Origin of the sequence: Limnohabitans sp. WS1 (genome assembly GCF_003063265.1) — a bacterium.
In the GTDB taxonomy this organism is placed as follows: Bacteria; Pseudomonadota; Gammaproteobacteria; order Burkholderiales; family Burkholderiaceae_C; genus Limnohabitans_A.
Genome location: NZ_NERU01000017.1, coordinates 43951 through 56846, shown reverse-complemented (window position 1 = coordinate 56846; position 12896 = coordinate 43951). Strand labels below are relative to the sequence as shown.

Below are 12896 nucleotides of genomic sequence, written 5' to 3'. Positions count from 1 at the left end.
CCATGGACTTTGTGAACAACGAAGGCGTGCGCCTGCACTATGAAATATTTGGCGAGCAAGGCCCATGGCTGGCGCTGGTGTCAGGCGGTCGGCGCAGCGGTGCCGAATTTGTGCCCTTGGCGCGCCGTATCTCGGCCTTGGGGTTTCGGGTGGTGCTGCACGACCGGCGCAACACCGGGGCTTCGCAGGTGTTGATCGAAGGTGAGCGGGGTGAAGAAGACATTTGGGCCGACGACTGGGTGCAGCTGATGCAACACCTGAACGCGGTGCCCGCGTTTTTTGGCGGCGGCTCTTCAGGGGCGCGGCTGGCCCTGTTGACCAGTTCGCGTCATTCCGATGCGGTGCGTGGCTTGCTGCTGCTGCGCATCACGGGCGGGGCCTTCACTGCGGGCCGCTTGCCCGAGAACTATTACGGCCAGTTCATTCGCGCGGCCGAGCAAGGCGGCATGGCTGCGGTGTGTGCCACGCCCTATTACCAGGAACTGATTGCCGCAGACCCCAGCAACCAGGATCGCCTGATGGCCATGGACCCCCAGCAATACATGGCCGTCATGCGCCACTGGCTTCAGTTTTTTTTGCAAGGCCCGCGAGAGCCGGTGCTGGGCATGACCATTGAGGCCCTGCAGGCCATCCGTGTGCCCACCTGGGTGGTGCCCGGCAACGACAAAACCCATGTGTCCCGCCATGGCCGTGAAGCGGCGGCCCTGATCCCTGGTTGCGAACTGTTTGAGCTGCCGGTGGCGGACGAAGACGTGCCTGCTTTGCCGTTTTCGGCTTGGGGCCCGCACGAAGAAACCCTGGCGACAGCCATGACCGATTTCATGCGCCGCGTGGCCCATGATGCCCACTGAACCTATTTTCCTAGGAGCCCATTGAATGTCCAACCCGATCAACCCGTCCATTCGCCGCGTCGTCACCGGCCACGACGACCAAGGCAAAGCCATCGTCGAGATCGACGAAGTCTGCAGCCATTACCGCCAAGGCCGCCCCAACGGTTTTGTGTGCAACGTCTGGACCACCGACACCAGCCCCGCCAACAACAACGGCCATGTGGACGCAGGCCGGCGTGAGGGCAAATTTTCGGTCATTGAAAATGGCACCGTGTTCCGCATTCTGGACTTTCACCCCGGTGTGCAGCAACGCGTGCACCGCACCGATTCGGTGGATTACATCGTGGTCATGTCCGGCGAAATCGACATGGAACTCGAATCCGGTGAGGAAGTCCACCTGAAGGCCGGCGACGTCATGGTGCAGCGCGGCACGGTGCACAACTGGATCAACCGGGGCACTGAAACCTGTGTGATGGCGGTGGTGCTGGTGCATGCCCACCCGGTGGAGGCGGGAGGACAAACGCTCAACGCCTTTGGTTGAGCGTGCTCGAAAATGCCTTGGCTGTTTTGGCCTCAGGTCTTGAGCAGGTCAGCCTTTTTTTTGTTGTAGGAGTCCACCCCGTGGGCGATGTTTTGTAGGGCGATGGTTTTCAGGGCGATGCCGTTGAGAGCGACGTTGTTGAGGTCGTGTGCCACGCCCATCGCCCCCGGGGTGGGCACCTACAAAAAAGCTACGCCTTGCATGGCTTTGACTGCGCCAGCGTTCAGCCCCTCATTGGGGGAAAGGCGCAATGCCCGGCGCGGCGTTGTCCGGCAAGCTGCGGCGCGTGGTGTTCATGACCATGGCCAGCAAGCTGTAGTAGCCGCAGTGCGCCGTCATGTCGATCACACCCTGGTCGCCAAACATCTGTTGTGCTGCCGCCCAGGTCACGTCGCTCACCGACTGGTTGTGCAGAAGCTCTTGCAAGAAGTCGTACACCACGGTTTCTTGCGCTGTCATGTTCGGTGGGCGGCGGCCCTCGGCAATTGCGTCGCAGGTTTCTTCGCTCACGCCCGCTTTCATGGCAATCGGTTTGTGGATGTGCCACTCCACAGGCTGTGACCAGTGGCGTGCCACCACCAGCACGGCAAATTCCGAATTGTGCAAACCCACGGTGTTGTCGTAGCGCAGGTATTCCCCCACTTTTTGCAAGCGGCGCATCAGCTCGGGGCTGCGCATCAAAGGCACAAACGGGCCCGAGAGTTTGCCTCGGGGCCCGCTGACGAGTTCGTCGACCGCCGCACGTTGTGCGTCGGTCATTTGTTCACGCGGAATTTCGGGCAGGCGGTCTGTTTTGGGGGAGGTCATTGGTGTGTCTCTTGGGATGTGTTGAAAGATCAAGCCCCAATTTATCACCGGACCTGACGGCCCTCAGTCGTGTGCGGGATAGCCTGGTGGGGCCACCGCTGCGCCTTGGATCTGATGCCGCACAAAAGCCTCTGCCACCCAGCCAGATTGCTTGGCGTCTTCGACAAAAGCGTTCAAAAATTGCTGCGCTGGCTCGCTGCGCTGGGCGGGCATGCCCATGGTCTGGTGGATGACCATGAAGCGGCCGGGCAGCAGGCGCACGCCGGGCAGGCGCTGGGCGTCGGCTTGCAGTTGCTGCTTGACGCCTGCGGCCACTTCAAGCTGTTGGGCCATGAACACATCGACCACGGCGGGCGAGCTGGGGGCACGCACGATGGTGGCGTGTTTCAGGTGGCGGGTGAGAAACAAATCGTAGGCGCTGCCCGCGCCCACCGTCACGCGGTGACTGGCCTGGTCCACCTCGTTGTTGCTTTGCAGGGGCGAGTCGCTGCGCACCATGTAAGCGCCTTCAATTTGCACATAAGGCGGTGAAAAATGCAGGCCTTCACCACGCACAGGGTCGATGGCAAAAAAGCCGATATCGGCCTCGTCAGAGCGCACACACTGCACCGATTCGTCGGCCTTTTTGAAGATGCGCCATTCAATGCCGACCCCCAACTGAGCGGCCAACAGGCGTGACAAATCGGCAGAGATGCCCGAGGGCTCACCCGCCGCATCGAGCCCGGCGAGCACCGGGTTGCCCAGGTTGATGGCCACGCGCAAAACGCCGTGGGGTGCGACAAGGGAGGCCAAAGGCGAGGCAGATGGATGGCTCATGGAAATCTTTGCAAACGGTGGGTTCAACGATGCGGCATTCTAGAAAACTAAGCCGTGCAAGCGGCTTACAGGCCTCGGCTTCATTGGCCTATCAAGCCATGATCTTGAGCACCTCGCTCAAGTCTCGGCCCGTGTGCTGTGGCGCCGGGCCAATGGCCTCGGGCGGCAGGCCCTGACGGTTGACCCACAGGGTTTGAAAACCAAACCAAGTGGCCCCCAGCGCGTCCCAGGCGTTGCTCGACACAAACAAGACATCGGCGGGTGCAAAGCCAAAGTGGTCCTGCACCCGTTGGTAGCTGGTGGGTGTGGTCTTGAACTGGCGCACACTGTCCACCGACAGCACCGCATCCAGCAAATCGCTCATGCCCGCACTGTGCACGGCCGATTGCAGCATCTCGGGGCTGCCGTTCGACAAAATCGCCGTGGCCACGCCGCGCTGACGCAGTGCCTGCAGCACGCCCAGGTTTTCCGGGAAGGCTGTGAGCTGGGCGTATTGCGCCATCAGCGAGTCTTCATTCGCGCTGGTGTGCACCAAGCCCAAACGCGCCAGTGCATAACGCAGCGACGCGCGTGTGATGTCCCAAAACGATTGGTAATGCTTGCTGCCGTTTGGATCGGGGTCGCTCAGCGAGATCAGGCGCGTGTACTCGATCTGCTTGTCGCGCCACAGCACCGACAGGGCTGCGCCTTGACCGGGGTAGAGTTTTTCGGCCAAAGCGCCGATCGAGTACACATCGAACAGCGTGCCGTAGGCGTCGAACACGACGGCGCGAATGGGGGGTGTGGGGGAAGTCATGTTCAAACCAGGTGCCCGGTTTTCACCAAAATCAAGCAGCCCTCGCGGCTGAACGGTTGGTGCTGGCTCATGTGCGGGCTGCGCAGCCAGCTGCCTGCGGGGTAGTCACCGTGCTCGTCCGAGAACACGCCTTCGATCACCAAGATTTCTTCGCCGCCCCAATGACGGTGCGGGTTGAAAAACGTTTGGGGTGCCCAGCGCACCAATGCGGTGTTTTGGGTTTCGAAGGTGTTCAGCGGCAAGACTTTCAAGCCCTCGACCATGCCCTGACGCCACTCGCTGCGGCGCGTGTCAATGACCACGCGCTCGTCATCGCGGGGGTCCAGGTGGCGCAGTTTCACAAACAGCGTGCAGCCCTCGGGAGAGGACGGCGCGTGTGAGCTGCCCACCGGGTTCTTGATGTAGGTGCCGGGGCCGTAGACCCCGTGCTCGTCGTGCAGCGTGCCTTCGAGCACCAAAATTTCTTCGCCCCCACCGTGTGTGTGGTTTGAAAAGGCCGAGCCGGGTGCATAACGCACGATGGACGTGGCGCGCGCCACTTCACCGCCGTCGCGCTCGAGCATGCGGCGCGACACGCCCGAGGCGGGTGAGTCCACCCAATCGAGCGATGGGCTGTGCACGATGCAGCGCTGGGTCCGGTCGGTATTCAGCGTGATGGGGTGTGTGAGTTGTTCGGTGGTCATGAGGGTTCAGTTTTTTCAGGTGCGAAGGCGTTCAGGTTTTCAGCAGCACCGGCTCGATGGCATCACCTTGCGGGGTGATGCGGCCAATGATGGCGGTGTGCCCGTAGCCAGCGGCCTTGAGCGCCTGCACGCAAGCGGCTGCTTGCGCGGCGGGCACGCTGGCCAACAGGCCGCCAGCGGTTTGTGGGTCAAACAGCAAGGGGTAGCGTGGGTCGCCCACAAACTCGTCACCATTGCGCAGGGCGCGGCGCAGGCGCACATTGGCCGGTTGCAAAGAACTGACGATGCCCGCCTGCACGCAGTCCACCGCGCCGTCCAGCAGCGGCAGGGCGCTCAGCTGAAGCTCGGCGTCCACGCCGGACGGCCGCGTCATCTCCACCAGGTGGCCCAGCAGGCCAAAACCGGTCAGGTCGGTGCAGGCGGTGGCCCCGTGGGTGCGCAAAATTTCAGCACCCGATTGGTTGGACAGCACCATCGATTGCAGCGCCGCATCGATCCAGCGGCCTTTGGCGGCGTAGCGGGCATGTGCGGCAAACAAGGTGCCGGTGCCAATCGGCTTGGTCAACAGCAGCACATCGCCCGGCTGCATGCCGCCCTTGCGCATCACGCCGTCCATTTTTTCGTCGATCAGGCCGTTGATGGCAAAACCCAGGGCCAGCTCGGCACCTTCGCCCGTGTGTCCGCCCACCAGGGCGCAACCTGCGGCGTTCAGCACCTCGATCGCGCCGCCCATCATTTGGGTCAGCAGGTCTTCGACCTTGCTCTCCAAGCCCGGCGGCACGGTGACCACCGCAGTGGCGGTTTGGGGCTCACCGCCCATGGCAAACACATCGCCCAGCGCGTGGTTGGCGGCGACTTTGCCAAACACATACGGGTCGTCGATGAAGGCCCTGAAAAAGTCCACCGTCTGCACCACGGCCATGCCCGGTGGCACGCGCACCACGGCTGCGTCGTCAGGCGAGTGCAGGCCGATCAGCACATCTGGCCGCTCGACCGGCTGCAAGCTGCCCAAAGCGCGGGACAAGATGTTGGAGCCGACTTTGGCGCCGCAGCCTCCGCAGCGCATGGCGATGGCCGAGATGGCTTGGAGCGATTCTTCGGAGGTCAGCGTCAGGTGTGTGGTGGGTGCTTTGCCTTGGGCCTGGATGTCCTTGAGCAGTTGACCCATGGCCTGAACGGCGTCGCGCACACTGGCGCCGGGTTGAGCGGGGCCACCCGCCCCCGGCATGGCCGGAAACTCGGTGAAGCGGCGCATGAATTCCCGGTCGATGCGGTCCTTCCAGCGCCAGACCCAGGCCCCGGCAAAGCCGAGCGGGCCGCGTGAGGCCACGGCAAAGCGGTTGCCGGTGGAAATGAGGGCCAGCCAATGGCGTTGCGGGTCGTAGGCCAGCAGCTTTTGGCCGCGCAGGCTGCGACGCAGATTCTCGGCCAGGGGCTTGGCCATGCGCACGGCAAACACACCGGCTTTTTCCAGCGGGCGTTCCACAAACGAGGCGATGTCGCCGGCCGCAAAGACCAAGGGGTCGTTGAGCGTTTGCAGCTGGGGGTGCACCAGGATGAAGCCTTGTTTGTCGAGCGCCAGGCCCGTGCTTTTCAGCCAGGCGGGGCCACCGGCTTGGGTAACCCACAGGGTGTCGTCGGCATCAAAAGTGCGGCCATCGCGCGTGTGCAGGCAGCCAGGCGAGACCTCGACCACTTCGGCTTGCGTGTGGACAGTGACATTGCGCGCTTGCAAAACACGCGCAAAGCGGGCTCGAACCCCAGGGTTATGGGTGGGCAAAATCGTCTCACCCGCCGTCAACAACACAAACTGAAGGTCTTCGGGATTGCGGCCCAGCGCTTTGAGTTCGTTGCGCAAGCGGTACTGCATGGACAGCACCAGCTCCACACCGCCTGCGCCCGCGCCCACCACGGCTATCGTCATGCGGCCCCGGTGGATTGGCCACTGGCGGGCTTTGTCGAGCAGAGCCAGCCAGCGCTGGTTGAACTGCGCAATCGGCTTGACCGGCACGGCCAGCGATTGGGCACCCGCCACATGGCGCACCTGCGGTGTTGAGCCAATGTTGATGGACAACAGGTCGTACGCCACGGGCGGGCGGTTTTGGCAAATGACTTTCTGGTTCTGGCGGTCAATGCCGACCACCGCATCGTGGAAAAAGCGTGCACCGGTGTAAGCGCACAGGCGGCCCAAGTCGATGTGCACCTCGTCAAAACTGTAATGGCCCGAAATGTAGCCTGGCAGCATGCCCGAATAAGGCGTGTCGATGTCGGTGCAGATCACGGTGATGCGAACGCCCGGCTCAGGCTTCATGGCGAACATGCGCAGCACGCCCACATGGCTGTGGCCGCCGCCTATCAGCACCAGATCGCGCAGAACGGGTTGTTCAGAGGGTTTCATCAAAGGTCCAGAGGTCTTGCACCCAGTGGTGCAAGGCGGCACGTTCGGCCTGAGGTTCAAACAAGGGTGCACGCAAGGCACACTGATGCCTCAAGTGTGCCACCAGGCTGTGTCCGTTTGGCGCTGTCCTGCAGGCGCGTAAAAAATGGGCCAGCGCGGGCGCATCGCCCGGCTCGAAGTAGCCCGCGTAATCTTCCCCCAGCAGGCCCACATTGCCGTCGATGCGCGAGGCCAGCACGGGTGTACCGCTGCAAATGGCTTCCATCAGCACATGTGCACCCCCCTCCATGCGGCTGCAGTGCACCAGCAGGTGTGCGCGTTGAATGCGCTGAAGGGTTTGAGTGTGGGGCACGGCACCCAACCAGCGGTAATGCGGACACTGCGCCTGGGTGGCCTGTGCGGCCTGGCCCAGCGCAGGGTCGAGCGCCGCCCCGATGTGGTCGATGAAGACACCCGCATCGGGCGGCAACAGGCGTGCCGCAGCCATGAGGGTGAGCGGGTCTTTTTCTTCGCGCAAATGGCCCACCATGACCGCCCGCAAGTGGCGTGGGGTTTTGGGCAGGGTTTGACGTGTGCTGGTGGACTGAAAAATCACGCGGGCTTTGGCTTGGTACGCGCTGGGCAGGCTTCGCACCCCCAGACCTTGCAAGACCACCAGCGAATGCGCCAGGGCCAGCGAGCGCTGCGCCAACAGGTCTTGTGCAATGTCTCGGTACAAGTCGGTGCCGGTCAGCACCACGCCCAGGCCGCGCTGGCCGTGCCGCGCGTGCCAGGCCTGCACCGAGTCGGCCGAGCGGCGAGCGTGCAGGGCCAGCATGACGTCGTCGTCATCCGCTTGCGCGTCGGGCCACTGGCGCACGATGCGGGCAGAATGGGCAGACAAGAGCTGTTGCCAGCGCCGGGCGGTTTGCCAATTGCCGTTGTTGGCGTCGGCCAAGGCGGGGCTGACAATCACCACTCGAAGTTTTTGCATGGGCGATTTATACATGAATGAGAGTACCTCGGCGGGGGCAGGGCAGACAGGTCTAAGTGCGACGATGGGCGGGTCTTTTGCAGGCTGTCTGGGGCCTGTGCACAGCGCGGTGCGCACGGCCAGTGCGGCGGATCTGGCCCTGGCCTTGCAACACACCCGCACGCGCACGCTGGGTCTGATGCAGGCCTGGCAAAACGCCATGCCCGATCTGTCGGTGCCGCCCTTGCCCAGCATGAACCCGCCGCTGTGGGAGTGGGGCCACATCGCCTGGTTTCAGGAGTGGTGGACGGTGCGCAACCGCCAGCGTCACCTGGGCACGCGCAGTGCCAGTAGCGGCGCGGAGTTTGACGCCTCGCTGCTGCCCGATGCCGACGCGCTTTACAACTCCAGCGAGGTTGCGCACGACAGCCGCTGGGTTTTGCCTCTGCCCGACCTGGCCGGCACGCAGGACTATTTGGCGCAGGTGCTGCAGCGAAGCTTGGACCACCTGCAAGCTGCCCTTGCGGCCGGTCAGGGTGTGAGCGACGAAGCGCTGTATTTTTGGCGTCTGGTGCTGCAGCACGAAGACATGCACAACGAAGCCTCGGTTTACATGGCCCAAGCCCTGGGGCTGGCTTTGCCGCCGGCCCTGTGCTGGCGTGAACCCACGGCCGGTGATGCGGCAAGGCATGAAGCGCCTTCGGGCCAGGATGGGGGCATCTGGGTGCCCGCGCAGGTTGACACCTTGGGTCATGCGGGGCCAGGCTTTGCTTTTGACAACGAGCGCCAGGCCCATCCGCAGGCGCTGGCCGCTTTCGAGATCGACGCCGCAGCCGTGACCTGGGCGCGGTACTTGCCTTTTGTGCAGGCCACCGGCCATGCGCAGCCGCCCCATGTCCGTTGCGTTGACGGCACCTGGCAAGCGCAGTGCTTTGGGCAGTGGCAGCAGCTCGACCTGCAGGCCCCGGCGGTGCATCTGAATGCGTTCGATGCCCAGGCTTGGTGTGAATGGGCGGGCAGGCGCTTGCCCACCGAGGCCGAATGGGCATGCGCCGCGCAGCAGCCCGGCTTTGAGTGGGGCCAAGTGTGGGAATGGACGGCCAGTGACTTTGCGCCCTATCCGGGCTTTGAGGTGCACCCTTACCGCGACTATTCAGCGCCCTGGTGGCACGACCACCGGGTGCTGCGTGGGGCCAGTGCCGCCACTTCGGCGCATGTGGTCGATGTGCGTTACCGCAACTTCTTTGTGCCCGAGCGGCGCGATATTTTTGCGGGCTTCCGGTCGGTGGCAGTTTAAAAATTCATCGGCTAAAACGTCATCGCTGACAGCGCCACCAATGGTGTCATGAGGCCATGGCCCACAACACCGCAAAGCGCTGGGCCGGATCGGTCCAGGCGCGGGTCTGGGCAAAGCCTGCCGAGCGCATCAAGGCTTCGAAGTTCGGCACTGTCCATTTGCAGGCGTTTTCGGTGTGGATGGTCTCGCCTGCCGCAAACAGCCGCTCGCCGCCCGGCCACTGCACGCGCACCGCGTGGCGTGCCTGCAGGTGCATTTCCACGCGCGACTGCTTGGCGTTGAAGCGCGACAAGTGCCGCCAGTCGCGCACCACAAAGTTGCTGCCCACCAGGCGGTTGATGTGCAGCAGCAAATTCAGGTCAAAGGCCGCAGTCACGCCCAAGGCGTCGTCGTAGGCCGCTTCCAATTCAGCCGCGTCCTTGAGCAAATCCACCCCGATCAGCAAACCGCTGCCCAGGCCCGTGCCGCAAGCGCGGTGCAGGCTTTGCAAAAAGCCCAGGGCTTGATCGGGTGTGAAGTTGCCGATGCTCGAGCCCGGGTAAAACAAGACGCGCGGCTGCGCCGGGTCCAGCCCCAGCGCGTCTGGCAAATCCAGCCCGCCCGAAAAGTCGGTGCCCAGGCCCGTCATGGCCAGGCCCGGGTGCTGGCGCTGCAGGCTGTCCAGGGCTTGGCGCACAAAATCCACCGAAATGTCCACCGCCACATAGCGCCCGGCCTGCAGCGGCCCCAGCAGTCGTCCGGCTTTTTCGCAGTTGCCCGCGCCCAGATCGATCCAGCAAGCGCCTTTGGGCAGGCGCAGGGCCATGTCCGCACTGTGCAAGCGCATGAGTTGCGCCTCGGTGCGCGTCAGGTCGTACTCGGGCAGCTCGGTGATCGCTTCAAACAGGCGCGAGCCCAGCGCGTCGTAGAGGTATTTGGGCGAGGTAAAGGCCTGCGGGGCGCTGAGGCCTTGTAAGAGTTCTTGCGCCACAGCAAAGGCGTTGTGCTGGTACAGCTGGATGAATCGGGGCGTGGTCATGCGGCATATTAAGTCACTGCACGAGCCGCAGACTTGCGCATGTTTGGCCACTGTCTGGTGGGGTGCAAGGGTTTCAGTGTGTAATCTCAGCTGTTTGTTTTTCACAAAGCCACCATGACCCACGCCTTCTTTTCCAAAATTCTGTCCACAGCCTGTGCTGGCTTGTTGGCTTTGTCGGCCATCGGCACCGCCCAAGCCCAGACCACGCTGCGCGTGACCACCATCCCTGAGGAAGCCGCCACCGAGCAGGTGCGCAAGTTCACACCCTTGGCCAACTATCTGGAAAAGCAGCTGGGCATGAAGGTGCAGTTCACGCCCGTGACCGATTACCCTGCTGCGGTGGAGTCGCTGGTCAACAAGAAGGTCGATGTGGTCTGGTTTGGCGGCTTTACTTTTGTGCAAGCCAGTATCCGCTCGGGCGGCAAGATCGTGCCCATTGCCCAACGCGAAGAAGACACACGTTTCCAGTCGGTGTTCATCGCCAAGACCGATTCGGGCATCAAGACGCTGGCCGACATGAAGGGCAAGCAAGTCTCTTTTGGCTCGCAAAGCAGCACCTCGGGCCACCTGATGCCGCGCAGCTTTTTGCTGCAAGCCAAGATCGAGCCTGAAAAGGACTTCAAGCGCATCGCCTACAGCGGCGCGCACGACGCCACCATCGCCTCGGTGGTCAGCGGCAAGGTGGACGCTGCGGCCTTGGACATCACGGTCTGGAAAAAGTTTGTGGCCGAAAACAAGGTCAACACGCAAGACGTGAACGTGTTCTACACCACGCCCCCTTACTTCAACTACAACTGGTCGGTGCACGCCGACATGCCTGCCGACTTGCGCGAAAAAATCAAGGCCGCCTTGTTGGCCCTGAACCCCGCCAACCCCGAGCACGCCGAGATCCTCAAACTCAACCGCTCGACCCGCTACATCTCCACCACGCCCGAAAACTACAAAGGCCTCGAGTCGGCCGCGCGCAGCGCGGGCTTGCTGTAAAGCCTGAGCACCACGGCGGTGAAGATCGAACTCTCGGCCTTGGAGGCGCGGCACCCGGCCGCGCTGCCCGGTGCGCCAGCGGCCTTGCGTGCGCTGAACCTGCGTTTGGTCGCAGGCGAACAGGTGGCCATCATCGGCCCGTCTGGCGCGGGCAAGACCACTTTGTTGCAGGTGCTGGCCTGTGCGCAGCGGCCCACACAAGGCCGCTTGCAGCTGTCGGGCGTGAACCCTTGGACACAATCGGCGGGTGCGCTGCGCCGTTTGCGCGGCCAGTTGTTTCTGGCCCCGCAGGTGCCGCCGCTGCCGCCGCGCCAACGCGTGGTGACCTCGGTGCTGGCCGGGCGTTTGCCCAGCATGGGTTTGTGGTCCAGCTTGCGCTCCTTGTTCTACCCCACCGACATCCCGGCTGCTTACGAAGCGCTGGTGCACTTTGACCTGGGCGATAAATTGTTCGCCCGCATGGACCGCCTGTCGGGCGGTGAGCGCCAGCGCGTGGGTCTGGCCCGCGCTCTGTTGGCTCCGGCCAGCCTCTGGCTGATCGACGAGCCGCTGTCGGCGCTCGACCCCATGCGCGCCCGCATGGCCATGGCCGCTTTGGTGAGCTTGGCGGCCGAGCGTCAGGTCACGTTGGTGGCCACACTGCACCAGGTGGACATGGCGCTGGCGCACTTTCCGCGCATCATCGGTCTGCGTGATGGTCAGCTGGTGTTTGATTTGCCTTCTGCGCAGGTCAGCCCCGAGCGCTTGGCACACTTGTACGACCAGTTCGAGCACGAGTTGCGTGGCGAAGCCCCACCCATGCCCTCAGCAGAAGCCTCTTCAACCCAGTCCGCGCCTGTGGTGATGCACTGCCGTTGACGCTGTAGCTGTCTGCGCCACGCTCAAGATGACCGCTTCTGTTTCACACCTGCCTAAGCCGCGGCCTCGCCAGGATGCGCCTGCCCGCGACCCGGCTTTTTTCAAGCGGGTGTTTTGGCTGAGCCTGGCTTTGGTGCTGTTGTGGCCATTGGGCGTGGCCACCGAGTTCCGTTTGTGGGTGCTGTGGGAGCCTGAAAACCGAAAAGTGACGGCGCAGTTCTTGTCCACCTTTTGGCCGCTGATTTACAACGCCGAGTTCATTGACATGGTGGTGCGTGAGACCTGGCGCACCGTGGCTATGGCCACCGCGGGCGTCACGCTGGCGCTGGTGCTGGCCATTCCCTTGAGCTTGTTGGCCACACGGGTTTTGTCGCTGTCGGCTTTGTCGGGCCGCATGGACCGTTGGCCCGCAGTGCTGCGCTGGCTGGTGCGTGCTACTCTGATCGTACTGCGCAGCATTCCGGAGTTGATCTGGGCGCTGGTGTTTGTGCGCGTGGTGGGCCTGGGGCCTACGGCGGGCGTGCTGGCCATTGCCCTGACCTATGGCGGCATGCTGGGCAAGGTGTATGCCGAGATTTTGGAAAGCGGCGAGAGCCATGCCACCCAAAACCTGATGCGCAATGGCAGTGGCCGTCTGCAGGCCTTTGTTTACGCCTTGCTGCCCAGCCACGCGGCTGAGTTGGCCTCTTACACCGTGTACCGCTGGGAATGTGCGATCCGCTCCTCGGTGGTGCTGGGCTTTGTGGGTGCGGGGGGCTTGGGCCAACAACTCGACAACTCGATGAAGATGTTCAACGGCGGCGAAGTGGCCACCATGCTGCTGGTCTTCATCGCGCTGGTGGCGCTGGCCGACCGCGTGAGCGCCTGGCTTCGAAAGGCGCTGGCATGAAGTCTTCAAGCACCTTGTTTTCTTCAC

14 protein-coding genes are annotated in these 12896 nt (G+C 63.3%); 6 read left to right on the top strand and 8 right to left on the bottom strand.

The window, feature by feature from the left end:
- Positions 1-2 precede the first annotated feature (2 nt).
- Both B9Z48_RS17465 and B9Z48_RS17460 read left to right on the top strand, forming a co-directional pair.
- Positions 3-851 (top strand): alpha/beta fold hydrolase, encoded by an 849-nt coding sequence (locus tag B9Z48_RS17465; RefSeq protein WP_108380109.1) that lies wholly within the window; start codon positions 3-5, stop codon positions 849-851.
- 25 nt (positions 852-876) lie between these two features.
- The gene (locus B9Z48_RS17460; protein ID WP_089952414.1) at positions 877-1371 is read left to right on the top strand and encodes a cupin domain-containing protein; all 495 of its coding nucleotides are present in this window, start codon (positions 877-879) and stop codon (positions 1369-1371) included.
- A 32-nt stretch (positions 1372-1403) separates the two neighbouring features.
- On the opposite strand, the gene B9Z48_RS22030 is transcribed toward B9Z48_RS17460, so the two are convergent.
- From B9Z48_RS22030 to senB, 7 genes are all read right to left on the bottom strand, one after another.
- Entirely contained in the window at positions 1404-1526 is a 123-nt protein-coding gene (locus tag B9Z48_RS22030; RefSeq protein ID WP_255350429.1) for a hypothetical protein, read from the bottom strand.
- A 76-nt stretch (positions 1527-1602) separates the two neighbouring features.
- The gene (locus B9Z48_RS17455; RefSeq protein ID WP_108380108.1) at positions 1603-2178 is read right to left on the bottom strand and encodes a carboxymuconolactone decarboxylase family protein; all 576 of its coding nucleotides are present in this window, start codon (positions 2176-2178) and stop codon (positions 1603-1605) included.
- 63 nt (positions 2179-2241) lie between these two features.
- Positions 2242-2994 (bottom strand): ABC transporter substrate-binding protein, encoded by a 753-nt coding sequence (locus B9Z48_RS17450; RefSeq protein WP_108380107.1) that lies wholly within the window; start codon positions 2992-2994, stop codon positions 2242-2244.
- Between the two features lie 91 nt (positions 2995-3085).
- Positions 3086-3790 (bottom strand): haloacid dehalogenase type II, encoded by a 705-nt coding sequence (locus B9Z48_RS17445; protein WP_108380106.1) that lies wholly within the window; start codon positions 3788-3790, stop codon positions 3086-3088.
- A 2-nt stretch (positions 3791-3792) separates the two neighbouring features.
- Positions 3793-4473 carry a cupin domain-containing protein gene (locus B9Z48_RS17440; RefSeq protein WP_233261181.1) on the bottom strand — a complete coding sequence of 227 codons (681 nt, stop codon included), beginning with the start codon at positions 4471-4473 and terminating at the stop codon, positions 3793-3795.
- Between the two features lie 31 nt (positions 4474-4504).
- Positions 4505-6871 (bottom strand): selenide, water dikinase SelD, encoded by a 2367-nt coding sequence (gene selD, locus B9Z48_RS17435; protein ID WP_108380105.1) that lies wholly within the window; start codon positions 6869-6871, stop codon positions 4505-4507.
- Positions 6858-7844 carry a selenoneine biosynthesis selenosugar synthase SenB gene (gene senB / locus B9Z48_RS17430; RefSeq protein ID WP_108380104.1) on the bottom strand — a complete coding sequence of 329 codons (987 nt, stop codon included), beginning with the start codon at positions 7842-7844 and terminating at the stop codon, positions 6858-6860. The genes selD and senB overlap by 14 nt, the downstream gene beginning before the upstream one ends.
- A gap of 64 nt (positions 7845-7908) precedes the next feature.
- On the opposite strand from senB, the gene senA reads away from it, so the two are divergent.
- Complete coding sequence (gene senA / locus B9Z48_RS17425) at positions 7909-9120, top strand: selenoneine synthase SenA (protein WP_108380103.1); 1212 nt, start codon at positions 7909-7911, stop codon at positions 9118-9120.
- Positions 9121-9166: 46 nt separating this feature from the next.
- Here senA and egtD read toward each other — a convergent pair whose 3' ends face one another.
- A complete protein-coding gene (gene egtD / locus B9Z48_RS17420; RefSeq protein ID WP_108380102.1) occupies positions 9167-10138 on the bottom strand; it encodes an L-histidine N(alpha)-methyltransferase in 972 nt (323 codons plus the stop codon).
- A gap of 114 nt (positions 10139-10252) precedes the next feature.
- On the opposite strand from egtD, the gene B9Z48_RS17415 reads away from it, so the two are divergent.
- Genes B9Z48_RS17415 through B9Z48_RS17405 form a run of 3 tightly spaced genes read left to right on the top strand, consistent with a single transcriptional unit; the run spans position 10253 to position 12869 of the window.
- Positions 10253-11122: a putative selenate ABC transporter substrate-binding protein gene (locus tag B9Z48_RS17415; RefSeq protein WP_108380101.1), complete on the top strand. Its 870-nt coding sequence runs from the start codon at positions 10253-10255 to the stop codon at positions 11120-11122.
- Between the two features lie 18 nt (positions 11123-11140).
- Positions 11141-11980, top strand: a complete 840-nt coding sequence (locus B9Z48_RS17410) for a phosphonate ABC transporter ATP-binding protein (RefSeq protein WP_108380100.1) — start codon at positions 11141-11143, stop codon at positions 11978-11980.
- 28 nt (positions 11981-12008) lie between these two features.
- Positions 12009-12869: an ABC transporter permease gene (locus tag B9Z48_RS17405; RefSeq protein ID WP_108380099.1), complete on the top strand. Its 861-nt coding sequence runs from the start codon at positions 12009-12011 to the stop codon at positions 12867-12869.
- The last annotated feature ends 27 nt before the right edge of the window (positions 12870-12896 follow it).